We start from the raw sequence: 22072 nt of genomic DNA, 5'->3' as shown, positions 1-22072 counted from the left end.
AATCGACGAGAATGGCTGATGATGAACTCCCGTGTACTCAGATCGTCGCGTGTAGCGGCTATTCTCTTACGATTCGTGGGTCAGAGCAATTCCTTCATCCGCCGGTTCGTCATCGCCTAGTCATAATGCAAGGTATAGGTCGCGACGGCCGATACCTGGCCGGCGGTGATCCGGGGACGTGTCTGGTAGTAGCGGGCAGTGAGCGGCAGGGTAAACCGTCCCGGGCTGGCGCTGCCCAGCGTCATCTCATGATTCAGGGCGACCGGCTGACGATGGTAAAGCAGTTGCACGCCGATACCCTGCGCCCGGTCGTCAGTGGCGTCATTGCGCAGAACGCCATGCCCCCGGGCGGTGAGGGGCTCTGCGCCGTCAACACGCAGGGAAATCGTAACCGCGCTGTTGCAATCCAGCTGCAGCGCGAAAGGGGTATCGCCGGTGGTTTTGCCGACGCCGCCGAAGTGGTCAAGCATCGCGGCGGGCAGCTTAATCAGCGCTGGCGTGGCGTCATTCACGGAACATCCCGCGGTGTTGACCCTGCCGCTTAAGTCTAACGCGGCCAGCGGGGTATGCTCTGCCATTAAAAAGTGCTCGCTGTGATACTCAAGCTCGCCCGGTGTCGCCGCGGGACCGGTTTTAATAAGCTCAATCGTCAGTCGGAAATAGCCCAGTTTCCACACCGCATCAGGCAATATGGCCGGATTGTTCACCCGTTCGCTAAACGGCGAGGGCGTCGGCCGGTCAGGAAAGCCGCCATAGCCGCCGATAGCGCGCAGCGATACGCGAGCGCCAATGCCGGCGAGGTTGGTTTGATAAACCGTCGGTCGCGTCGCCCCGCCGGACAGCAAACTGTTCAGCTGTAGCGGCGACAGCCCATGCGGGTCGTCCGCGCAGCGGATCCACTGTTCGCCGCCGTCGCTAAGGCGATTCCAGGCAAAACTTTTGTGATACAGCGGGGTGCCCGGTCTGGCGTCAGCCGGCACGGTGAGTTGCCCCACGTTCAGCCGAAGGGTGCTGGCCTGGCCGCGGACAAACACCGGCGTACAGGCCCATCCGCTGACGGCCGGTAACAGGGCGAGTAACAGCGTCAGAGCGGCCCGACGCAGGAGAGTTAAAAAGGACATGTTAACGTCTGCTGTAAAATGAGTGGATGGGGTGTCTGCGCCAGCGTCGGGGTGAGATCGTAGCGGGCAGTACAGTGCTGCTGAGGGCCTGGCCCCCATTGTGCATACAGGGTGCCTTTCGGCGCCAGGCCGGCGAGGTACACCTGCCCCTCGCTGGCAACGATGCTGCTGGTGTTCCTGGCGCGTACTTCGCTGCCAAAGGGCAGTGGTTGTCCCTGCGACTGCAGCGTAAACAGCGCTTTATAACCAACGTGGGTGTGAAAACGCGCCAGCACCACCGCGTCCTTGGTGGGCACCAGCGTCACGGTGCTGTTGGCCAGATCCACATTCTCCGGCAGCGAGTGGCTGTCGAGGGAGACGTCGTTGCGGTGATAGGCGGTGGCAAAGGGCAACACGGCGTACCCGTCACGATTGGTGGCAATGGTTTTCTGGTTGGCCAGGGTCACACCGCTGGCGCCACCGGCGTCAATCAGTACAACCGAACCATTCATTTCCGGCGTAAAGACCACCCCGTGGCGGTGAATCAGGATACCTCCGCTGGCGCCGTAGTTCAGGCGAGTGGCCTGCGAATCGCGGCTGTAGCCGAGATTCAGATCGCCCATTCCACTACTGTAGCCGGCCGTCAGGCTGCCGCTGTGCCCGTTCTGCTGATCGAGGGTTTGGCTGACGGCGTAGCTGAGCGCGTGATTATCCAGTAGGGTGCCGTTGAGACTGACCATCTGACTGTCGGCGCTGTGGCGGGAGGAGGTCAGCGTATAGCCGGCATAGCTGCCCGGCAGCAGGTGGCTCAGCGGCACTGAAAGTGACAATGTCACTACTTTATCGGAGTGCGGCTCGTCGTCATCCTCGTCACTGTCGCTGCTGTGAGAGTCGCTGTAGCTGAGCGACCACGCGATACCGTGAAACTGGCTGCTGATCCCCATATTGGCGGTACGCTGCGGGGCACCCCCTGACCAGTAGCTGTCCTGATCGAGACTCAGATAGAGGGTAATATCGTACGGCAGGCTCTGGCTGGCGGTGATTTGCAGAGTCGCTTTTTTGTTGTCGTTATCCTGCGAGTCGGCGTCGGGATCCTTGCTGGAATACGCCTCGCTCAGCGTGGCATAGCGCAGATGTGAATAACGCCAGCCGGTGAAGGTGAACTGCGTGCCAAGACGGTCAAAACCTTTGCTGTACTGGAGCTGCCAGGCCCGGCCATCGATCGGATCCTGCTGCTGCCCGTCACGGGCGTTTAACAGCTGCAGCGAGAGCGCCCCGACATCGCCCAGCCCTTGTCCCGCACCGACCGAGAGATTGTGGTATTGCCCCGTGCTTTGCAGCCCGCCAAACAGCGTCAGGTTGTGGGCAAATCCGCGCATCAGCGACAGCTGCATCATCAACGGCTGCTGGCTGGCATCGTCGCTATGATAGCGCCCGGCGACCAGGTTGTATTTCAGGTTGCCTTCGCGCTGCATGCTGGTCACCGAAGCATACGGCTGGGTGAACCGGCGGATTTCGCCATCCGACTCTTTGACGGCAACCTCAAGATTGCCGCTACTGGCGGTGGGATAAAGATCGTCAATCACAAACGCGCCGGGGGTAACATAGGTTTGATACAGCACGTAGCCATTTTGTCGAACCGTGACCTGGGCGTTAGTTCTGGCTATCCCGCGGATGGTCGGGGCAAAACCTTTCTGCGAGTCCGGGAGCATCGCATCACTGGAGGCGAGGGCAATTCCCTGAAACTGTACCGCGTCGAACACATCGCCCGACGTAAAGGTATCCCCGAGCGTCAGTTCACTCCGCCAGCGCGTCAGATCGCGCTCAAGCCAGGCGCCGCTGGTGGTCCAGTGGGGCTTGTCATCGCTGTTGGCGGTCAGGCTGTTGCTGGCGCGCAGGCGCCAGGCGCCAGCGTTCACGCCACTTTTCAACATCAGATAGTTATCGCGCTCGGTGCTGCCCTCGCGGGTACGCTGGCTGGCGCCTGAATAGCGGTAATTGCTCTGAAGGGCGCTGATACCTTCATCCCACAGCGCAGAAGGAACATTATCCCTCGCCTGGTGCGTCATCAGCGCCTGGGGAAGGGTCATTAACAGCCGTTGATGGGCAAAATCGAAATTGACCGTACTGCCCGGCAGTAGCGTGGTGAGTTCGGGGCATGAGCGGGGCGTTGCGCCGGGTGCCTGTGCCAGCACCGCCGGATTAACCCCCGCCTGCACCAGGTCTTCCCGTTGAAGGCAGGGCGTCAACTGTCCGCGATCGTTCTGGCGAAACGTGATGATCTTACGGGCGTCCAGCGTGACGCCATTGACCTGCCAGTTCACCGGATAGTCGCCAGGCGGCTGGCTCGTTTGCTGATTGAAGCGCTGAAGATCCACCGCCGGCAAATGATCGTTTTTTTCCAGCAGATCCATATTAAAGGTCGCCTGGGCGTGCAAGGGGGCGCTCTGTCCGGCAAGCAGGATGGAGAGGCTGACGACGGTAACGGTATGAACCGGGCCGTGGCGCATCGCGATTTCAGGCGGTTAGTGCGCCGGGACGGGGGCGCTAAACGTCTGCACAGCGCCAAAGTCATCCAGTATGCGCCAGCTCACCTCGTGGGCGCAGGCCTCGCCGGGCAGGGCATACTCTTCACGGCTGTGAGGGGCAATCACGCTGTGCTCAAGCGGTGTTTTCTGGTTCTGGCCCGCGCAGCTGAGCGTGGTGATAGTCACATAATAGGGAGAGGCGTTTTCCGCCTGCAGGTGGTTGCCACTGACGTGCCAGCGCAGGTGCTGCGCCGCGTCGAGCGCCGAGCCGGGGAGCCCTGCCGGGCGATAAATTAACTTAAGTTGATTCTTAATGGCAAATTGCAGAATGTTCTCGCCAGCCGGCGCGGTATTGGCGGGAATCACTTTGATGTTCAGGGTGAATAAACTCTCCCGGTCATGCGGCAGTTGCGGCGAGGTTAACAGCACGCGCAGATCGTTGCTGTCTCCGGCGTCCAGACGGAACAATGGCGGGGTGACGATAAAGGGTGATTTATTATTATCAGCCAGATCGTCAACCCAGCTCTGAATAAGCACCGGATCGTGAGGATTCGTGTTTTTGACGGTAATGTCGGCCTCATGACTTTGTTCATTATAAATAACACGTGTGCCGGCAATGGCAACCCCGGCGGCAGACGCCAGGAACGGGCAAAAGAGAAGGCTCAGGATAAAAGCCACTTTATAACACTGCATAATTGAGGATCCGGTCACGAGAAGTGAAAATAAGGGCAGGGGAACTGCCCTTGATAACGGCGGAAATCAGAACATTCTATTCATAAACAATATCAATATTGGCTGTGGCATTAATATTGCCGGCAGTCACATCCTGTGAGGAATCGCTTTTCAGATCGGCAATAAAGTTAAATGCAATATCACCGTTTTCGTCGGCTTGCGAAACCGCCGTTTTGCTCTGCTTGTCAAAGGTCAGCTGAGTGCCTTCCGTTGAGCCATCAGGAGAAGAGAAGACTTCAATGCCCACGCCTTTGGCGGTATCCGCGGCGTCGGAAAGCGCCAGCACGGCGGCGCTGGTGCCGTTAGCATTGGTGTCCGGGGTACCCTCCAGGCTGATACTGATGTTCTGTGCCAGCGGGCAGCCGGTCAGGTTGATGGTGAACGGCGTTTCTGCGGTTTTCGCTTCATGTGATTTCAGCGCCGACATATCGACGTTGCCAAAATCGACATTCACATCGCCACCATTGTTAGCGATCTGGCAGGACTCGTTAATAATTTTACCGGTGAAATTCAGTGTTCCCGCCGCGCGGGCGGTGGTCACAGTAGCCAGACTTAAGGCCAGCAGTGAACCCACAACCAGCAGGGTGCCTTTTTCTTTCATACTCAAACCCTATTAAATACTCACAAGTTAATTAAATCGTTTAACATTTTTAAAGCATGTTTTTTATTTCTGTTCACAAAAAAACGGTAAGCATCGCTAATGTATACTGCCGTCGGGGGCGGGATTATACGGAGAACATCGTAAAGGCCCATTGATAAGGTGTGTTAAGCTGTAACATTCTTTATTTTTTAGTGTAAGTATAATCTCATTTGATATTATAATTGAGTTCTATACACAGAGTGCATTATTCCAGGAATAAGTCTTGTTGCCAACGAGTTGCTGTTATTCCCGGCAGTTGACCGGGCAGTCCGGAATAATCATTTACGCTGCCGCTATTTTGCAGTAGCGTGGAGTGACGGCAGGAAGCCGCAGGTTGTATGGCACAGAAACCATTGTGTGCCGCTCAGTGTCACCCGCTATCAAGGAAGATTGCTATGTTTCCGTCCCGTCTCGCTCTGTTATGTCTGTGTCTGGCGCCGTTGGCGTCGTCTGCTGCGCTCTCCGGCCAGGTACACTTTTCGGGTCATATCCTCAACCCAGCCTGTCTTATCGCCCCGCAGCAAGATCATCTCGATGTTTCATGCCAGCACCGTTCACCGGAACAGGTCTCCCTGGCTGGCCACCGACCTCGCTATACGATGCCGGATAACCGCGGTGAGGTCAGTCTCCACTGGCGAAATACACAGCACAGTGAAGCGGATGTGATTATTCGCTATCGTTAAGGTCAGAAAAACGCGGTGAAGGGTAAGCGGATGCAGGACGAAAACAGTAGGACGGTTTAGGCGCGCTCAGCAGTGAACCACTGGGGCGACGCGCGCGTAGAGAATGATTCATGAAAACAATTCTTACCGTCGCCCGGCAGCGGCAATGGCGTCAGTCGGGTTCCCAGGCGAGGATATCACCGGGCTGACATTCCAGCGCCTCGCAGATGCGGGACAGAGTATCAAAGCGGATGCCTTTGACCTTTCCCGACTTGAGCAGCGACAGGTTCTGTTCGGTAATGCCTACAAAGGCCGCCAGCGCCCTGGACGTCATCTTTTTTTCCACCAGCAGTTTGTCCAGATTCACCACCACAGCCATCGTTAAATAAACTCCTTATTCTCTTCTTCCGCACGGATCCCGTGGAGCATGGCGTGAAATGTCACAAACAGCAAGCTTCCCGTCAGAAGCAGCACGCCGTCGCTGAGCAGAAACACCACCTGATAATAAGGTTGTGGCCACCAGGCGAGCAGCGGGATCAGGAAGCGACACGCCGGCAACAGGATCCCCATGCCCACCATGGCCAGAGCGATGTAACGAACGCTGTGCGCCAGGGAGAGGCTGAGCACGCTGCGCTGGCGGACGCTATGGGTCACCTTCATGCCCTGCCAGATAGCAAACGCGAACAGCCCGGCCGGAAGATACAGCAGGGCCAGCAGCAGCAAACGTCTCGCCATCCCCGGCGTCTGGGCCGGGTTGTCGGTTAACGGCACGTCAGCAAAGTGCAGCAGGGTGGAAAGAAAATAACGTTCGCCGGTAAAGAAGATCCACAGCGGCACGATCAGGGCGAGCATAAAAAAGAGGGGCAGTATGCCGCTAATAATAGCCAGACTCAGCCGGGTTCTGGATTGCTTCACAATTTACCTTCCTGATTGATGAGAATAATTAAAGCACCAGCCGCGTCAAGCATGACATAAGGGCCACGGCGAAGACAACGCTCATCGCCCGGACGCCGCGACGACGGCTGGCAAACCACGGGCGGGTCCAGACGCGGTAGAGGCTGAGGGTGATGAATGACGCCTGGATGGTCCAGGTCAGCATCCGGAACAGGTAGCCCATTTTGCCGAGATTCTGCAGGGTCTGGAAAACCTCGGCGAGATAAATAACCCCGGTCGCCAGCAAAACATAATTGAGCAGGCGTATTTTTCGCTGCGCCAGCCAGTCGCCGGAAATAAACAGGATCACCGACAACAGCGTTAACAGCGCCCAGAGGATGTCAATTCCGTTCATTACGCGCCTCCTGTTCATCAGGGGTGGCAGCCAGTAAGAGCTTGATGGCAGGCCCGATCACCGGCCAGGCGGTATCGGAGAGGATCACTACCGCGGTCTGTCGCTGTCGGTCGAAGGCCATCATTGCCGCAAAGCCGCCACTCTGCCCGTCATGCCAGACGATCTCCCGTCCGCGGACGCGGGTAGTGAACCAGGCATAACCCACCCGGGAATCGGGATCATCGGTGGCGAACAGGGGGGGCATGCCTTCACTGCCCGCCAGGTTTCCTGCCAGCAGCGCATGGGCATATTTCGCCATATCGACAATCGTGGCGCGTACGCCGCCGGCGGGGGCGAAGGCGTCCATCACCCATGGCTGCTGAGGGAAACCAGAGGCTGACCAGCCCACGGTAAACGTCGGCGAGGCTGGGGTATTGTGCCGGGCCACTTCCGCGCCCTGCATTCCGGCGGGGGCAAAGACCCGTTGCGCCATCAGTGTGGCAAAATCGCGATGGGACGCTCGCTCCAGCGCCAGTCCGAGCAGGGCAAACCCGGCGTTGGAATAATCAAACCATTTCGTCGGCTGCAGGGTGGCCTGGTTCATCATCGCGATCAGCGCGGGTCGATCGTAGCGCCAGGGATTCTGCCGCCGGGCAATATCGCTCAGAATAGCCAGCCGCTGCCCAACCGACGCGGTGAGCGGTGGCAGTCCTGAACGGTGAGAAACCAGTTGCTCCAGGGTAACATCCCGCACCGGGCTGACAATCTCCGGGACCAGCGCCGACACCGGCGTCTGCGCGGTGACTTCGTCGCGGCGAATAGCCTCCAGCAGCAGGCTGGCGGTCATGGTTTTGCTCAGGCTGGCGATCTCATACTGCGTCGTATACTCGCTCCCCCACAGACCGTAGCGCACCCCCTGAGGCGTAATCAGCGCTGCGGCGACCTGTCCGCGGGCGCCATTGAGCAGGGGCGTTAATATCGAGACCAGCTGTTTATCCCCCGTCGTCCGGGAGCTGGGGGGATGAAAGCCGGGCTGCAGGGCGATTCCTGCCGCCACGATGACGGTAAAAACCAGCACGGCGGCAATGATCTGTCTGTCCCGGCGATAGCGGTTCCAGCGCATGTTTTCTCCTTAACGCGGTACGAAATCCAGGTGAGCGAATACTGCTTCTCCCTGGTGTTAAAGTGAGCGCAGGTTAGCCTGGTGTTTATCGTTTTACAATAAGTTTTTATCGTTTTATAATTAACTTTATGAGGGGTAAAGCAGACACTCCCGGCGCGGTGTGGAGAACGCTGGGGACAATAGAGGTCAGGGGATAAAGTGCGCTGGCGAAGGGCGGTACTCGCCAGCGAGAAATGTCGGCTATGCCAATATACCGGGAGACGAAAACTTAGCGGATCCGCGACTGCTCGTCGTCGCGTAACGTCAGCACCTCAAAACCGTTGGCGGTGACGGCCACGGTGTGCTCCCATTGTGCGGAGAGTTTTTTATCGCGGGTGACGACCGTCCAGCCATCTTTTTTGGTTTTGATGCGGCTGTCGCCCTGGTTCACCATCGGTTCGATGGTGAACACCATTCCTTCGCGCAACACGGCGCCTTCCCCGGGGCGGCCGTAATGCAGCACCTGCGGTTCCTCATGCATTTCCTGGCCGACGCCGTGACCGCAATATTCTCTGACCACGCTGTAGCCATGGTCCTCGACCCAGCGCTGAATAGCGTGGCCAATATCGCCCAGCGTCGCGCCAGGTTTTACCACCTCAATGCCTTTCCACATCGCTTCATAGGTGGTTTTTACCAGCCGGCGGGCCAGCGGAGAGACGTCGCCTATCAGGTACATCTTGCTGGAGTCGGCAATCATGCCCGCTTTCTCCAGGGTGATATCGACGTTAACAATCATCCCGGCGCGCAGATGTTCGGTCGCTTTGGGGATCCCGTGGCACACCACATCGTTAATGGAGGTGTTCAACACATAGGGAAAATCGTATTGCCCCTTGCTGGCCGGGCGGGCATGCAGCTGGTTGACGATAAAATCTTCCACTCGATCGTTAATCGCCATCGTCGTTACGCCGGGAACGATAAAGGTATCCAGCATATCAAACACCGACGCCAGCAGCTGGCCGGCATGGCGCTGACGTGCGAGTTCATCGGCGGTTTTAATGATTATTGATGGCATTGATTACCTCCAGCAGACGGTCAGAGCCGGATTTCAGCATCAGCAGTTTGATCTGCTGGTGGTTAAGCTCGGGGTAGAGCTCGCTCATCATGCCCAGACGGATCCAGTATTCCGCCTGGGCATTGACGGAGCGGGACATAGCTTTGCTGGCATCACGAATATCATCGTGCAATAGATCGGAGATTTTGACGATTCCCATAGAGACAGTCCATATATGATTCGTATATGTATCGTATACAGACCGGCACGGGATGTCATGGGCATTTTGTGTCGTGACCGGGGGGGAGGCGAGAGGCCCACGCAAAAAAGCCCGACCAGCGGGCTTATTTTCAGCATTTTTTTCGGGTTAATCATTCGCGCCATTCACCATGGCGAAAATACCCATTAGATTATCGGTATGCAGAATGAAAATAACATGACGGCGGCGAAGCGCGGCGCATCACTATATTTTATGCAGGTGTTAATTTTGCGTATGAATATTCTCCCGTCAGGCCGGGAATCCGGGGGAGTTATAGCGCGTCAGTGAGTTTATCCACCACCACTTTACCCGCATTATCGAACTGCGTAATGCGAAAGCTGTCGCTCCAGGAGCGGCGGGTGGTGAAACGGTCGAACAGGGATACCCGACCTTTACGCTGACCATCTTTACTCAAAATAACCCATTCAGTCACCGCAGAATAATGCTGGCTATTGTCATGACGGCTCTGTTGTTCAACAAGCTGATCTTCTTTTTCCACTTTTAAATAATCACGCAACATATTTAACCTCCATAGAAAGTATTATTAACATTACTCCTTTTATTTATTCTTTCAATCAAACTTTTTAATCAATAAAAGTAACTATTAGTGGGCGACCTAAGTGCAAAAATCGTCAGATTGTCATCACCCCGCGCAGTGGATTCCACTACGCTTAACAGAGCTGTCCGCCGCGCTATCTGCGGTTGCCAGGGCCAGAAAGGCGGCAACAAAACGCTTCACCTTGTATTCATCATGGGCGTTGTTCTGCTATATCTAGTGGGTTTTGCCACGACCGAGCCACAGAGAGCGCTGTACCATGAGTAATGAACACCTGACGGATATTGCCTATCGTCACTTTATTGAAAGTGTTAAAGATTATGCCATATACATGCTGAGCACTGACGGTACGGTCATCAGCTGGAATGAGGGCGCTCGCCGGGCAAAAGGGTACCTGAGCGACGAGATCATCGGTTGCTACTTCGGTCTCTTCTATAGCGAAGCTGAGCAACTCTCCGGTGTACCCGCGAAAAACCTGGAAATCGCCCTGCGTAGCGGGCAGTTCGAAGGGGAAGGCTGGCGTTACCGCAAAGACGGCTCCCGATTCTGGGCGCACGTCATGATCGACACCATCCGCGATGAGCAGAACACCCTGCTGGGTTTTGCCAAAATCACTCGTGACATCAGTGAACAAAAAGCGATTAACGACCGCATCGCATGGATGGCGCGCTACGATGCGCTGACTGGTTTACCTAACCGGGTGGAGTTCTTTGAGCGGGTGGAAAAGCTGATCACCGGTAATGATGCCCGCCGCTTTGCCATTTTCACCATCGATTTAGACAAGTTTAAAGAGATTAACGATCTTGAAGGACACCTTATTGGCGACCAGCTGCTGCAGCGTGTGGCAGGCGCAGTGCTGAAAACGCTGCAGAAGGAGGAGATGGTCGCGCGCTTTGGCGGCGATGAGTTTGTAGCCGTTAAACCTTTCGCCGATGAGAGTGAGGTAGATGCCTTTGCTGCGCGCCTCTGGCACTGCTTCAGCGGTAAGCAGACGTTTGCCGCAACGGAAGTGGTTCTCTCCGCCAGCATTGGCATCTCGGTCTACCCTGAGGACGGCACGGATATTAATACGGTACTGAGCAATTCCGACCTGGCCATGTACCGGGCGAAAAGCAGCCTCGACACCAAAATTTGCTGGTACGAGCGCGAGATGGATGACAAGACGCGGCAGCGCAATATGATGGCCGCCGACATCCGACGCGGTATTCATGCAGGAGAATTTTCGCTTCACTATCAGGCGATCCGCAATATTAAAGATCGCCGGATCACGGGTTACGAAGCGCTGTTGCGCTGGCAGCATCCCCTGCAGGGGTCGATCCCGCCTGACGTGTTTATTCCCATCGCTGAAGAGAGCGGCGCCATCGTGCCCTTAGGCTACTGGGTGCTGGAGCAGGTATGCAGCGAATCGCTGGAAAATCGGCTGAATAAAAAAATTTCGGTCAATATCTCGCCGGTGCAGTTGCGCCACCGCAGTTTTATTGAAAAAGTCCGCGAGATCCTGATGCGTACCGCCTATCCGGTCAGCCTCCTTGAGTTTGAAGTGACGGAGACGGCGTTCATCATCAATAAGCAGCTGGCTTTTAGCGTCCTGCATCATCTGCAAAAAATGGGGATCAGTATCGCACTCGATGACTTCGGTACCGGCTACTCCTCCCTGAGCATGCTGCGCGATTTCCATTTCGACGTGATTAAACTCGACCGCAGTTTTATGCTTGATGTGGAGAGTAATCCCCAGGTCCGCTCATTCGTGCGGGCCATCATTTCGCTGGGAAATTCAATTAATACGCCGCTTATCGCCGAGGGTGTGGAAACCGCCGGGCAACTGCAGATCCTCGAAGAGGAAGGGTGTGACGAGATGCAAGGCTTTCTGTTCGGCGAGCCGGTGGATATTAAACACCTGCCTCCGTCGTCCTGATACGCCCACCGGCTGCGGGTGGGCGCAGCGTCATTACTGATGCGCCAGCGGAGCCTGCCCGGAAAGATGCAGCAGAGCCGACTGCAGTGAGACGTCAAACATCTGACCGTGCGTCATACCAGGGTAGCGCCAGAAAGCCACCGTCAGGCCTTTGTCGGCCAGCTGCTGCTGAGTGTGCCGCAACAGACTCAGGGAGGCCACGTGGCCGGTGGGTTCCCGGGCAGCTTTGCCATCACCTTCCAGCAGATACAGCGATTTCCCGGAGAAGGCGGTGGCGCTTAAGGCTTCGCTGCCCTTCAGAGGAGATTCCTGCGCCTGGCCCAGTGACGGGCTGGCCGAATAATAGAGATGAAACAGCGAGGTCTTCCGCCACGCGTCGAGCACAAACAGCCCGCCGTAGGAGTGGCCCCAGATCGCGCGCTGGTGGGGATCTATTTTCAGGTGAGCTTCCGTTTGCGGCACCATTGTTTCGGTCAGCAACTGACGAAACAGGTCATTACCTCCGGTTTTTCGCGGCGGCAGCGCGGGTTTCCCGACTTGCGGTTTGAAGGCCTTTAGCGGAGGAGTGTAATCCCAGGCCCGGGCGGCGGTATCGAAGGGCAGCGTTGTCTGGTAACCGATAGCGACGATCACCGGCGGGGAGCCAGCGGAGAGCTGCTGCAAAAGGGCGTCGTTAAGCTTATCCATCACCGCGTTACCATCCAGCATATACAGCACAGGATAGCCGGCGGCGGGCGGGGCTTTGTCCGGCACGGCAGTCCACACCCGGTAGTGGCGTTCGCCATCGGCGGAGTCATACTGACGTTGCGTAAAATGATAGTACGCTGACCCTTTATCCGCGATGTTTGGCCCCAGCGGCTGAAGGTCCGGCCGGGCGGCGCTACTGCTACTGTAGAAGAGCATGCCAACCGCCAGCGTCAGCAGCCCGCGTGCCCGGATGCTCCCTGAATTCCGCTTCACCTTGTCTAACCCCCTGTATTCTTTGATCTGTCATTGTTGTTGGGCAGACACGGTAACACAGCTTGTTTGATAATGGTTCTCATTTCTTTTAAGCGCTTTGGGACAGCGTGGAATGCCGGGCGGGGCTGGTGGCGGCAGACGTCAAAACGGAGAATATATGGCCGCCTGTCGGCGGCCATCAGAGCACGGTCAGGGATCGCCGTTGATGCTACGCAACAGCCTTTTTACCAGTGGGATGAGCGCAATAAGCACCAGCGCAATAACCACGATCAGTAACAGCGTCAGCCCTTTATGATGACTGATAAGCACCAACAGCATCGCCAGCGTCATGAGATGATCCTTGCATTAACAGCGTTAACCACCGCCGAGGTGAATGAAATTTAACAGAATGGTGATGACCACCCAGGCCAGCAGCAGAAAGCGTCGTTTATCGCGTCGAGCTTCCAGCGCAGCGAAATAATTAGCGCTGTACCAGGTTGATATAATAATAGCCAGCGTGATGATGACCTGCCAGACCACTTCGCTAAAGCCCGTCACGATGCTTATCGCGCGAAAGCAGAGCACAATCGCGATACCGTTAAGCGCGTTACACATCAACCATCCCCACAGGCTTGAGGGACGGCTAAAGAAATATCCAAGTCGTAAAACCAATGTCGTATACACCTTGCCAAAATAATCGCGCTGTAAAATGCAGTTTAACGCCCGACGAGGTATTGATATAAATCAATATTAATGGGATAGCGCAGTAATCACTGGCATGCGGCGATCGCGGAATGGCAATAGAAAGGAGAGAGAATAAGTGAATAAAAACACAAAACTAATTGTTTTTATTGCATTTTTTAATTTCCTGATGCGGTGAAATATTCTCATCAATCAATTTAAGAAAATGGCATTAATTTCCATTGTTATTATTTTATCTGGCTCTATCACCAGCTAAATTAAAAGCTATTCACTATTAACCGCTGGCCGTTTGCGGAAGTGGTCTGAAACAGCCGGAGCCTCAGCTCCGGCTGGCGTCATACCTAATGAGGCAAGGCGTTATGTTGCAGAATTTTCAGGAAGTCATTTTTGTCTGAAATTAATGACAGCGCGTTAGCGATCAACTCATCGCTAAATATAGAGGCAATTTCTTTGAGCACATCAATATGCTCTTTTTCTTTCGCGATGACGCCGATGGCAATAAACATGACGTTGCTGCGATCCCAGATAACGCCATCAGGAAACTGAAAGATCTCAATGCCGGTTTTGAGAATGATATCCGTCGCGGATTTCGGCAGATGCGGCAGGGTGATGCCATTCCCCAAAAAAGTGGAAACCTGATGTTCACGCTCCAGCAGAAAATGAACGCACTCCTGATTCACATACCCTTTGGCTTTACACTCCGCGCCAATCATGGCGATCACTTCCGCTTTATTACTGGCCTTGCAGCCGATGTGCAGATTATCCAGCGTGATGTTATCGATCATAGCCAACCTCCCTGGTGAGACGCGTAGATTTTTTACTCTCATGATTCGCTGACAGCTCTTCTTCTAACTGCTCGAGCGATTTATTGGAGGTCTCTGGTAGGGCGAAGACCACGAACAGAATCGCTAAGTAGTTGATGGCTGCGAAGATGAAGAAGACCGGCCCAAGGCCCAGTTTCGCCTGCAGCAGCGGGAACAGATAGCTGACCACCGCGTTCATGATCCACATGAAAAATACCGAGATCCCCATCGACAGCCCGCGGAATTTCAGCGGGAACAGCTCGGCTAATACCACCCAGGTAATAAAGCCCATGGAACCCTGCATCACGCCGACGAACAGCGCGCCCAGCAGCCAGATGGCGGTGGCTTTCAGATCGCCCACCAGGGTGTAATCGACAGCGGCGATAATCAGGTGCAGCGTGGCCATAATGGCGAAGCCGTAGATAATGATCGTCTTACGCTTGAAACGATCGACAAGGAACAGCACGCCAATCAGCATACCGCCGACGGAGAAGACACCGTTCAGCACGTTACAGATCAGCGAGGTACGCTCTGAGAAGCCGGCGGCACTCAGAATTTCCGTGCCGTAGTACATAATGACGTTGACGCCGGTGGTTTGCTGCAGTGCAGCCCAGGTAATACCGACCAGCAAAATTTTGAGGATCCATGGCGTTTTGAGGATAGTCGTGAAGGTGCCCTGGGCGCTGTACTTATTGCCGGCTTCAATTTTGATCAGGGTGGAGATGTCGTCATACTCCTTCTGCGCGCGTTCCGCCGGGCGGATCTGTTTGAGAATATGCAGCGCTTCCTCGTGACGATTTTTGCTGATCAGCCAGCGCGGGCTTTCCGGCGCGCGCCACATGCCAACAAACAGGCAGACAGCGGGAATGGCCTGTACCAGCAGCATATAGCGCCAGACGTCCGGCAGGTGGCCCCAGATAATGCCGATTATTGCGTTAATGGCAAACGCCGCCAGCTGGCCAATGACGATGGCGACTTCATTCAGGCCGGTCAGTTTGCCGCGCATCTCGGTAGGCGCCACTTCAGAAATAAAGGTGGGGGCGGTGACCGACGCGCCGCCGACGGCGTATCCCAGCAGGGCACGAGCAATCAGCAGGGTGGTGATATCGGGGGCCGCGGCGGATAGCAGGGCGCCGATAAGAAAAATAAAGGAGAGGAAGAGTAAATATTTGCGCCGTCCGAAGAAATCGGCAAACTTGCCGCCAAACACGCTGCCCAGCGCGGCGCCGATCAGCAGGACGCTCATCACCAGCCCTTCGGTGGTTGGGGTCAGCGCCATATACTGCTTCAGTGAGGAAAAGGCGCCGTTAATTACGCCGGTGTCGTAACCGAAAAGCAGGCCGCCGAAGGTGGCCACTAAGGTAATCTGATGAAGTCGTTTTCTCTGTTGCTGGTTCAGGTTTGTTATAAATGACATGGTAGTCCCTTTATTTTATTGAACGACACAAGATAAAAATACATCTCCCCAGTCAGGATTTATTACGCCTGTGTTGTCGTATCTAACTGAACTAAATGATTTTTCTTCTTTGTGTAATTGCTCAGCACATGGCAGGGTACGCTCAGCAATGGCGGTCAAAGAGGTTTACGGCTTGGTGTTGACATGGATGTAGTCGATATCCGTTCTCCTTTCGGGTTATTAGCGGTCTTAATTGCGCCGGATGCACCGACGTCTGCCGGTGGACAGCGCCCTGGTGCGGCTCGTTGCTGTCGTTCCGGTGTTTTAGCGTGACATGAATATGGCACAAAGAAATGGAATGAACATGCAACAAGATCACATTATGAAAATTTAATTTCAAATTGGTGTTGCAGAATGGTAAATGCATGAAGCCAATCACAAAGGGTACAGGGCGCATATCCCCATGAAAACCAGGTTAAATTTACATCATGGTAATAATGATGTTGTTTTCAGTGGGTTAATGTAAATCAAAGAATACAACGCAGATCACATTTTTACGCCATAATATCTAAGAATAGAATTTATATTTCATTACTGTGATCAGGGTAAAATGAGGATGGCAGCCTTCTGGCACCGGTCTGGAGGGGAAGAAAGCCCGTGGGGAGGTTATAGGATAAATGTGTGGCCGGCGGGAACGCTGGGTAAAAATGCAGAGAAGGGGGATCCTCTGCATTTTACCCATCACGAAAAAGATCAGTGCAGTGCGGGCCAGTAGCCTTCGTTGGCGACGATCAGTTCATCGAGGATGGCTTTCGCCACCGCGGCGCTGGGCACCGTTTTCGACAGCGTGATGGCCTGCCACAGTTTCTGGTAACTACCCTCAACCCAGGCGTCAACCACCAGTTTTTCGACCGCCACCTGCTGCTCCATCAACCCTTTCTGGAACGACGGGATTTTCCCCATCGCCAGCGGCTCCGGGCCATTGACGCCCACCAGGCAGGGGACTTCCACCATCGCCGTCTCATCAAAGTTGGCGATCGCCCCGTTGTTTTCCACGATCAACAGCATCCGCTCCTGGGTGTTAAAGGCGATGGCGCAGGCGAGGTCGACGATAAAGGTGGCATGGGCCCCGGCATGAAAATGCGCGCCTTCCGCCGTGCCCCGACGGGTAATCTCCCGGGCCATATCGAAGACCTCTTTTTCACGTCCGGCCATCACCTCGTTCGCCCGCGTAAAGTCTGGATCGGCGTGCGCCACCTCATAGTCAGGATAGAGGTAGTATTTCAGATAGGTGTTAGGCAGCGTCGACGGATCGAGGGCAAACACATCCTTCACCTTTTTAAAGGTTTCGATCCAGCTTGGCGCTTTATGCTGAAAATCTTCTTTTGGGCTACTGTACCCCTGGTCCGCCACGTGACGCTTCAGCGCCGGCATCAGATCGTTACCGGCTTTATCGGTGATGCGGGTCCACCAGCCGAAATGGTTCAGGCCATAGTAGCGGACGTTCAGCGCCTTGCGCGACGGCAGGCCGAGGATGTCGGCAAACAGCCCCTCGATAGCCACCGGCATATCGCAGATGTTGATGATGCGTGCGTCGGGTCGCAGGCGACGGGTGGCTTCCGCCACAATGGCCGCCGGATTGGAATAGTTGAGCATCCAGGCGTTCGGAGCGTATTGCTGCATATAATCGACCAGCTCCAGCACCCCGGCAATGGAGCGCATGCCGTAGGCAATCCCACCCGGACCACAGGTTTCCTGGCCCGGCACGCCATATTTTAACGGGATCTTTTCGTCTTTTTCCCGCATCTCATACAAGCCGACGCGAATATGCGCCATCACAAAATCGACGTCAGTGAAGGCCGCCTGCGGATCGGTGGTATAGCTGAACGTCACCTGCGGGAAACGTTCTGCCACCAGAATGGCGCAGGCGTCGCCGATCGTTTTCTGACGCTGGTGATGGTTGTCGTACAGACGGATCTCCCGCAAGGGAAAGCGCGACATATTTTCCAGCAACATCATTACAATCCCTGGGGTATAAGTACTGCCGCCGCCGGCAATCGTGACCACAAAATTATCTTTCATTTACCACCTCGTTATTCAGTAACACCCAGACTGGCGTTGACCGCCGTTCGAATTTTGTTAACCCCCAGGCCATAGATCACCTGGACATGGTTGCCTTTGATCAGCACGCTGCTCCCGCCGCTCTCTTTCAACAGCGACGGCTGGATGAGGGCGGGGTCGCGCACATCGACCCGCAGACGGGTAAAACAGTTTTCCACTACGCAGACATTCTCTTTTCCGCCCAGTCCCGCAATCACCAGCGTACCTTTATCGGCACTCTCGCTTGCCTGGCCCGTCTGCTCGGAAGTCTCCGCATCGGCAGCCGATTCACGGCCCGGGGTGAGCATCCGCAGACGGGTAATACAGAAGGTGCCGACCAGGTACATGGTGGCGGTTTCCAGCAGGCCGAGGGCGACAAACACCGGCCAGCGTGTGGCACTGGCGCCGGCAGGGAGGTTATAGACGACGAAATCGATAAGACCGTTGGTGGCGCAGACCCGCACGTGAAGCAGCCAGGCCAGCATCTGGAAAAAACCGTCCAGCAGGGAGTAGATAAGCCACAGCAGCGGGGCGGTGAAGATAAAGAGGAACTCAAAAGGTTCGGTGATCCCCACCAGAACGGAGGTCACAATTAAGGGGATCAGCGTGACTTTAAGCCGCTGCTTATTCTCCGGTTTCGCCGTACGGTAGAAGGCGAGCGCCATGCCGGCGGTGCCGAAGATTTTCACCATCCCGTAGGTTAAAAACCGGGCGGAATCACTCAGCGCCCCGATGGGATGACGGGCGATTTCGGCAAGGAAAATAGGCTTGGCGCCAATAACCGTTTGACCATCAATCAGCAGCTGTCCGCCGATGGAAGTAAAGACAAACGGCGACCAGATAAGATGATGCAGCCCGGTCGGGATCAGGAACCGGTTGAGAAAACCGTACAGGAAGACCCCGATGGCGCCAAAGGATTTCATAAAGCCGGTCAGCGCCGAAATGCCCAGCTCAACCACCGGCCAGAGATAGACGGTGGCGATAGCAAACAGGCCAACCAGCGGTAGCATCACGATCAGCACCAACTTACTGTTGCCGTAGATCGACAGCGCGCCGCGAAACTCAATGCCGACCACGCGGTTGTGGACAAAGGCGACGGCGCAGCCAAGGATGATCCCAAGGAACACGCCCATATCAATGACCTGAAAGCCAAAGATAAAGGTTTGTCCACTACCGTACAGTTGCGCGTTGGTGGCCCCGGACGCCAGGCGATGGGTCAGGGTCAGCCAGCTATTGTTCGCCGCCAGATACACCAGCCAGGTCATCGCCGCCACGAAGGCCGCTTCGGCTTTGCGGGTTTTCGCCAGGCCGCTGGCCAGCCCAAGGCAGAACAGAAAGCCGAGATGGTTCATCAGCGCCCAGAGCATGCTGGAGACGAATTTCCCCAACAGGTAGAGCGCGCTGCTTTCATCCACCCACAGCCGGTTGGTGGTCATGCTGAACAGGGCGATCAACAGGCCGATAGCCGGCAGATATAGCACCGGCCCGATCATTGCCCTGGAAAAGTCCTGAAGCTTTTTCACGCCAATCATGGTTGTCCTCTCGTCTTCGCAGACCTGATGAATAGGCTTATCAGACTAGGAGCAGACCACCGGGATCCCGAGCAGGAAAAGGGCCATCTGTGATGAAAGTCATATATATTGTTGTCGGACAGATATATAAATATGGCGAGATTTATAGATGAGTTAGTGTTGAAATTTTCGCTGCAATGTAAAAATAATCTTTTATTTACATTAAGTTATTCTCTTATCTGTTTGACGAACGCCACCTTAGCGAGACATCTAAAAGTGATTTATAAAAAGATTGCCACTGAACTGAAGGCCCGCATCAACAGCGACGACTATGCCGTGGGCGATATGCTGCCCAGCGAAAAAGCGCTCGCTGCGGAGCTGCAGGTCTCGGTGATGACGCTGCGCAAAGCGCTGGCGCTACTGGAGGAAGAAAAGCTGATCGCGCGGCGGCACGGCAGCGGAACCTGCATTGTGCGTAAAAGTAACTATCACGGCGGAGAACTGGAGGGCTTTAACTACCAGATGCAGGTGGTAGGCGTCACCAACTACCGTAACAAAGTCATTGAATTCACGCTGCTTGATGCTCCTCCGGCCATCGCCCAGCAGTTAAAGATCCAGCCGGGGGAAAAAGTTTACTACGTCAGGCGGCTGCGGCTGATTGATGAGGTCCCGATCCTCGTGGAAAACAGCTATATTCCATTCGCCACCTTTCCCTGGCTCAGCGTGGGTAACCTCGAGCAGTCTAAATTCAACTATTTCAAAAAAGAGTGTCATATCACCATCATCGAGAGCCACCGCAGCTATACGCCGGTGCTGGCGACCCGCGAGCAGGCCGAGCTGCTGCAGGTAGCGCCAAACAGCCTCCTGCTACGGGTGCAGTCTGTCAGCTATGCGCAAAACCGGGCGATCGTCGATTTCTCAGAGATCTACCAGAACACCAGTAAGTACAACGTGAAGCACATTACCCGCCGCTAGCGGATTCAGATCAGCCATCCCCGGGCGATCAGCTCCATTCCCAGCGCCAGCAGGAACAGCAGAAAACCCTGACGAAAGCGTCGCGGGCTGAGACGCGAGCGGATCCACTGTCCCAGCCACATGCCGAGTAGCGCGGGCAACAGCGCCAGCCCCGACAGCAGCAGCGAATCAGCATGCCAGCCACCGTGCAGGGAGAGGCCGGCCGCCATCGCCAGGGTGGAGAGGGTGAACGACAACCCCAGGGCCTGCACCAGCTCGTCTCGACGAAAGCCCAGCGTCTGCAGCCAGGGAACGGCCGGAATAACAAATACCCCGGTCGCCCCGGTGATAACGCCGGTCAGCCCGCCCATGAGCGGCGACAGCCACTTCTCCACGCGGGTGGAAACCTGCAACGCCGGGCCACAGAGCGCATACCCGGCATAGGCTATCAATACGGTGCCAAGCGCCAGCGCTGAGCACCGAGGGTTGAGGCTGATCAGCAGTGACGACCCCGCCAGCGTTCCCATAATAATCCCGGTCATCATAAGCCAGAGGCGGCGCACAATCTGCGCCAGCGCGGGGCCAGCCAGCAACTGCCAGAGATTGGTTAACAGCGAGGGAAGCACCAGCAACACCGCTGCGGCCTGCGGCGGCATCAGCAGACCAAGCAGGCCCATCGCCACGGTGGGTAATCCCATGCCGGTCACCCCTTTGACCAGTCCGGCGGCGATAAAGATCAGCAGTAAATAAAAGATGTGGAGATCGAACATCATGGCTCACTTTTCAGGGTAGAAAGGGACATTGAAACCACTGGTCGCTGAAGCCACAATGCGGTATGTTGCCCTAAGACTACGGGAAAACCGAAGGGTGGGGAGGGTGTGATGCGGATGGATCTGGCCGATCTGCGACTGTTTATCGCCATCGTGGATACCGGCAGTATTACCGGTGGGGCTGCTATGGCCCATCTTGCTCTGGCCTCCGCCAGCGAAAGAGTGCGCAAGCTGGAGGCAGAGGTCGGTGTTCCCCTGTTGCAGCGTCATGCCCGCGGCGTAACGCTGACTGAGGCCGGGGAGGTACTGGCGCGCCATGCACGCCCGCTTCTTGCGCAGCAGCAGCGTCTGCGCCAGGCGATGAGCGCCTTCGCGCGCGGTCAGCAGGGGACGCTGCGGCTGTTCGCCAACACCTCGGCGATGTCGGCTTTTCTGCCGGGCAAGCTCGCCGCCTGGATGGCAGCGCATCCGGCGGTGCAGATCGACACCGAAGAGCGCACCAGCGCGGATATCGTCAGCAGCATTCTGGCTGGTGTGGCGCAGGCTGGAGTGGTCTCTGATGCCGTCGACCCCGGGCCATTGCATCTGGATCCTGTCGCCGATGATCCCCTGGTGCTGATTGTGCCGCCGGCTCACCCTCTGGCAGGAGCGAATGAAGTGGCGTTTGCGGCGGTCATCAACGAGCCGCTGGTCGCCCTCTACCAGACCAGCGCGCTGCAGCAGCATATTGAACAACATGCCGCCGGGCTCGGCCAGGCGCTAAACGTCCGGGTCCGGATGAGCCATTTTGAAGGGCTTTGCGAGATGGTGGCTCACGGCGCCGGCGGGGGGATCCTGCCCCGCGTCATTGCCGAACGCTACCAGCAGCGCTACCGGTTTGCCGTCATCGCACTGCAGGATCGCTGGGCACAGCGCCGCCTGTGTCTGTGTTATCAGGATGATGCCCGGCTGACGCCAGCGATGCGCCGTTTGCTGGCGTGGCTCCGACAGCCGTGAGAACATGGGTGACAGTGTCACTTTACATGCCCGCTACGGCTACTGACATTTGTGTCAGAGATGCGATAGTAGAGGTCCGCTTTTATTCA

23 protein-coding genes are annotated in these 22072 nt (G+C 56.0%); 4 read left to right on the top strand and 19 right to left on the bottom strand.

The window, feature by feature from the left end; all coding sequences use genetic code 11:
- Positions 1-116 precede the first annotated feature (116 nt).
- From CWM57_RS03105 to CWM57_RS03090, 4 genes are all read right to left on the bottom strand, one after another.
- Positions 117-1121, bottom strand: coding sequence for a fimbrial protein (locus CWM57_RS03105; RefSeq protein ID WP_074385878.1), 1005 nt, complete (start codon positions 1119-1121; stop codon positions 117-119).
- Entirely contained in the window at positions 1109-3610 is a 2502-nt protein-coding gene (locus CWM57_RS03100; protein WP_074385877.1) for a fimbria/pilus outer membrane usher protein, read from the bottom strand. The genes CWM57_RS03105 and CWM57_RS03100 overlap by 13 nt, the downstream gene beginning before the upstream one ends.
- 15 nt (positions 3611-3625) lie before the next feature.
- On the bottom strand, positions 3626-4321 hold the full coding sequence (locus tag CWM57_RS03095) for a molecular chaperone (RefSeq protein WP_077268390.1): 696 nt from the start codon (positions 4319-4321) through the stop codon (positions 3626-3628).
- 76 nt (positions 4322-4397) lie between these two features.
- A complete protein-coding gene (locus CWM57_RS03090) occupies positions 4398-4961 on the bottom strand; it encodes a fimbrial protein (protein ID WP_004143457.1) in 564 nt (187 codons plus the stop codon).
- Between the two features lie 434 nt (positions 4962-5395).
- Between CWM57_RS03090 and CWM57_RS03085 the strand changes: the two genes are divergently transcribed.
- Positions 5396-5683, top strand: a complete 288-nt coding sequence (locus CWM57_RS03085) for a hypothetical protein (RefSeq protein ID WP_074385876.1) — start codon at positions 5396-5398, stop codon at positions 5681-5683.
- A gap of 151 nt (positions 5684-5834) precedes the next feature.
- Here CWM57_RS03085 and CWM57_RS03080 read toward each other — a convergent pair whose 3' ends face one another.
- The 7 genes from CWM57_RS03080 to CWM57_RS03050 all read right to left on the bottom strand — a co-directional run bounded on the left by CWM57_RS03080 (position 5835) and on the right by CWM57_RS03050 (position 9861).
- Entirely contained in the window at positions 5835-6041 is a 207-nt protein-coding gene (locus tag CWM57_RS03080; RefSeq protein ID WP_004205917.1) for a helix-turn-helix domain-containing protein, read from the bottom strand.
- Between the two features lie 2 nt (positions 6042-6043).
- Entirely contained in the window at positions 6044-6577 is a 534-nt protein-coding gene (locus CWM57_RS03075) for a DUF2975 domain-containing protein (RefSeq protein ID WP_100675601.1), read from the bottom strand.
- A gap of 28 nt (positions 6578-6605) precedes the next feature.
- A complete protein-coding gene (locus CWM57_RS03070) occupies positions 6606-6950 on the bottom strand; it encodes a hypothetical protein (protein ID WP_074385874.1) in 345 nt (114 codons plus the stop codon).
- Positions 6937-8052: a serine hydrolase domain-containing protein gene (locus tag CWM57_RS03065; RefSeq protein ID WP_074385873.1), complete on the bottom strand. Its 1116-nt coding sequence runs from the start codon at positions 8050-8052 to the stop codon at positions 6937-6939. Before CWM57_RS03065 ends, CWM57_RS03070 begins: the two co-directional genes overlap by 14 nt.
- A 268-nt stretch (positions 8053-8320) precedes the next feature.
- Entirely contained in the window at positions 8321-9103 is a 783-nt protein-coding gene (map, locus tag CWM57_RS03060; protein WP_008804909.1) for a type I methionyl aminopeptidase, read from the bottom strand.
- Positions 9084-9302, bottom strand: a complete 219-nt coding sequence (locus CWM57_RS03055; RefSeq protein WP_002904808.1) for a ParD-like family protein — start codon at positions 9300-9302, stop codon at positions 9084-9086. Before CWM57_RS03055 ends, map begins: the two co-directional genes overlap by 20 nt.
- Positions 9303-9612: 310 nt before the next feature.
- Positions 9613-9861: a hypothetical protein gene (locus CWM57_RS03050; protein WP_008804908.1), complete on the bottom strand. Its 249-nt coding sequence runs from the start codon at positions 9859-9861 to the stop codon at positions 9613-9615.
- A gap of 295 nt (positions 9862-10156) precedes the next feature.
- Here CWM57_RS03050 and CWM57_RS03045 point away from each other — a divergent pair, with 295 nt between their 5' ends.
- A complete protein-coding gene (locus CWM57_RS03045; RefSeq protein WP_100675600.1) occupies positions 10157-11812 on the top strand; it encodes a putative bifunctional diguanylate cyclase/phosphodiesterase in 1656 nt (551 codons plus the stop codon).
- A gap of 33 nt (positions 11813-11845) precedes the next feature.
- Here the strand turns inward: CWM57_RS03045 and CWM57_RS03040 are convergent, their stop codons facing one another.
- The 7 genes from CWM57_RS03040 to CWM57_RS03010 all read right to left on the bottom strand — a co-directional run bounded on the left by CWM57_RS03040 (position 11846) and on the right by CWM57_RS03010 (position 19284).
- Positions 11846-12772, bottom strand: coding sequence for an alpha/beta hydrolase (locus CWM57_RS03040; RefSeq protein ID WP_100675599.1), 927 nt, complete (start codon positions 12770-12772; stop codon positions 11846-11848).
- 189 nt (positions 12773-12961) lie between these two features.
- Positions 12962-13102, bottom strand: a complete 141-nt coding sequence (locus tag CWM57_RS27385; protein WP_165784128.1) for a hypothetical protein — start codon at positions 13100-13102, stop codon at positions 12962-12964.
- A gap of 24 nt (positions 13103-13126) precedes the next feature.
- Positions 13127-13366: a hypothetical protein gene (locus tag CWM57_RS03035; RefSeq protein WP_008804905.1), complete on the bottom strand. Its 240-nt coding sequence runs from the start codon at positions 13364-13366 to the stop codon at positions 13127-13129.
- Between the two features lie 428 nt (positions 13367-13794).
- Entirely contained in the window at positions 13795-14238 is a 444-nt protein-coding gene (locus tag CWM57_RS03025) for a PTS sugar transporter subunit IIA (RefSeq protein WP_008804904.1), read from the bottom strand.
- Positions 14228-15673: a sugar porter family MFS transporter gene (locus CWM57_RS03020; RefSeq protein WP_074385870.1), complete on the bottom strand. Its 1446-nt coding sequence runs from the start codon at positions 15671-15673 to the stop codon at positions 14228-14230. The genes CWM57_RS03025 and CWM57_RS03020 overlap by 11 nt, the downstream gene beginning before the upstream one ends.
- Before the next feature lie 732 nt (positions 15674-16405).
- A complete protein-coding gene (locus tag CWM57_RS03015) occupies positions 16406-17734 on the bottom strand; it encodes a 6-phospho-alpha-glucosidase (protein WP_100630404.1) in 1329 nt (442 codons plus the stop codon).
- Positions 17735-17745: 11 nt separating this feature from the next.
- Positions 17746-19284, bottom strand: coding sequence for a PTS transporter subunit EIIC (locus tag CWM57_RS03010; RefSeq protein WP_074385868.1), 1539 nt, complete (start codon positions 19282-19284; stop codon positions 17746-17748).
- A 255-nt stretch (positions 19285-19539) separates the two neighbouring features.
- Between CWM57_RS03010 and CWM57_RS03005 the strand changes: the two genes are divergently transcribed.
- Entirely contained in the window at positions 19540-20238 is a 699-nt protein-coding gene (locus tag CWM57_RS03005) for a GntR family transcriptional regulator (protein ID WP_012541735.1), read from the top strand.
- Between the two features lie 5 nt (positions 20239-20243).
- On the opposite strand, the gene CWM57_RS03000 is transcribed toward CWM57_RS03005, so the two are convergent.
- Positions 20244-20987 carry a sulfite exporter TauE/SafE family protein gene (locus CWM57_RS03000; RefSeq protein ID WP_100675775.1) on the bottom strand — a complete coding sequence of 248 codons (744 nt, stop codon included), beginning with the start codon at positions 20985-20987 and terminating at the stop codon, positions 20244-20246.
- Positions 20988-21098: 111 nt separating this feature from the next.
- Here CWM57_RS03000 and CWM57_RS02995 point away from each other — a divergent pair, with 111 nt between their 5' ends.
- Positions 21099-21983 (top strand): LysR family transcriptional regulator, encoded by an 885-nt coding sequence (locus CWM57_RS02995; RefSeq protein ID WP_100675597.1) that lies wholly within the window; start codon positions 21099-21101, stop codon positions 21981-21983.
- Positions 21984-22072 lie beyond the last annotated feature (89 nt).

The organism is Klebsiella sp. G-Nf4 (genome assembly GCF_002810615.1).
Lineage (GTDB): Bacteria > Pseudomonadota > Gammaproteobacteria > Enterobacterales > Enterobacteriaceae > Klebsiella > Klebsiella variicola.
This window is presented reverse-complemented; position numbering and strand designations above follow the sequence as displayed.

What these genes read in the sequence shown, in the direction of transcription:
- CWM57_RS03085 (WP_074385876.1), top strand. Translation starts at nt 5,396, where the DNA reads ATGTTTCCGTCCCGTCTCGCTCTGTTATGTCTGTGTCTGGCGCCGTTG.
- CWM57_RS03065 (WP_074385873.1), bottom strand. Translation starts at nt 8,052, where the DNA reads ATGCGCTGGAACCGCTATCGCCGGGACAGACAGATCATTGCCGCCGTG.
- CWM57_RS27385 (WP_165784128.1), bottom strand. Translation starts at nt 13,102, where the DNA reads ATGACGCTGGCGATGCTGTTGGTGCTTATCAGTCATCATAAAGGGCTG.
- map (WP_008804909.1), bottom strand. Translation starts at nt 9,103, where the DNA reads ATGCCATCAATAATCATTAAAACCGCCGATGAACTCGCACGTCAGCGC.
- CWM57_RS03050 (WP_008804908.1), bottom strand. Translation starts at nt 9,861, where the DNA reads ATGTTGCGTGATTATTTAAAAGTGGAAAAAGAAGATCAGCTTGTTGAA.
- CWM57_RS03055 (WP_002904808.1), bottom strand. Translation starts at nt 9,302, where the DNA reads ATGGGAATCGTCAAAATCTCCGATCTATTGCACGATGATATTCGTGAT.
- CWM57_RS03105 (WP_074385878.1), bottom strand. Translation starts at nt 1,121, where the DNA reads ATGTCCTTTTTAACTCTCCTGCGTCGGGCCGCTCTGACGCTGTTACTC.
- CWM57_RS03025 (WP_008804904.1), bottom strand. Translation starts at nt 14,238, where the DNA reads ATGATCGATAACATCACGCTGGATAATCTGCACATCGGCTGCAAGGCC.
- CWM57_RS03100 (WP_074385877.1), bottom strand. Translation starts at nt 3,610, where the DNA reads ATGCGCCACGGCCCGGTTCATACCGTTACCGTCGTCAGCCTCTCCATC.
- CWM57_RS03070 (WP_074385874.1), bottom strand. Translation starts at nt 6,950, where the DNA reads ATGAACGGAATTGACATCCTCTGGGCGCTGTTAACGCTGTTGTCGGTG.
- CWM57_RS03020 (WP_074385870.1), bottom strand. Translation starts at nt 15,673, where the DNA reads ATGTCATTTATAACAAACCTGAACCAGCAACAGAGAAAACGACTTCAT.
- CWM57_RS03010 (WP_074385868.1), bottom strand. Translation starts at nt 19,284, where the DNA reads ATGATTGGCGTGAAAAAGCTTCAGGACTTTTCCAGGGCAATGATCGGG.
- CWM57_RS03035 (WP_008804905.1), bottom strand. Translation starts at nt 13,366, where the DNA reads ATGTGTAACGCGCTTAACGGTATCGCGATTGTGCTCTGCTTTCGCGCG.
- CWM57_RS02995 (WP_100675597.1), top strand. Translation starts at nt 21,099, where the DNA reads ATGCGGATGGATCTGGCCGATCTGCGACTGTTTATCGCCATCGTGGAT.
- CWM57_RS03015 (WP_100630404.1), bottom strand. Translation starts at nt 17,734, where the DNA reads ATGAAAGATAATTTTGTGGTCACGATTGCCGGCGGCGGCAGTACTTAT.
- CWM57_RS03045 (WP_100675600.1), top strand. Translation starts at nt 10,157, where the DNA reads ATGAGTAATGAACACCTGACGGATATTGCCTATCGTCACTTTATTGAA.
- CWM57_RS03090 (WP_004143457.1), bottom strand. Translation starts at nt 4,961, where the DNA reads ATGAAAGAAAAAGGCACCCTGCTGGTTGTGGGTTCACTGCTGGCCTTA.
- CWM57_RS03000 (WP_100675775.1), bottom strand. Translation starts at nt 20,987, where the DNA reads ATGTTCGATCTCCACATCTTTTATTTACTGCTGATCTTTATCGCCGCC.
- CWM57_RS03080 (WP_004205917.1), bottom strand. Translation starts at nt 6,041, where the DNA reads ATGGCTGTGGTGGTGAATCTGGACAAACTGCTGGTGGAAAAAAAGATG.
- CWM57_RS03095 (WP_077268390.1), bottom strand. Translation starts at nt 4,321, where the DNA reads ATGCAGTGTTATAAAGTGGCTTTTATCCTGAGCCTTCTCTTTTGCCCG.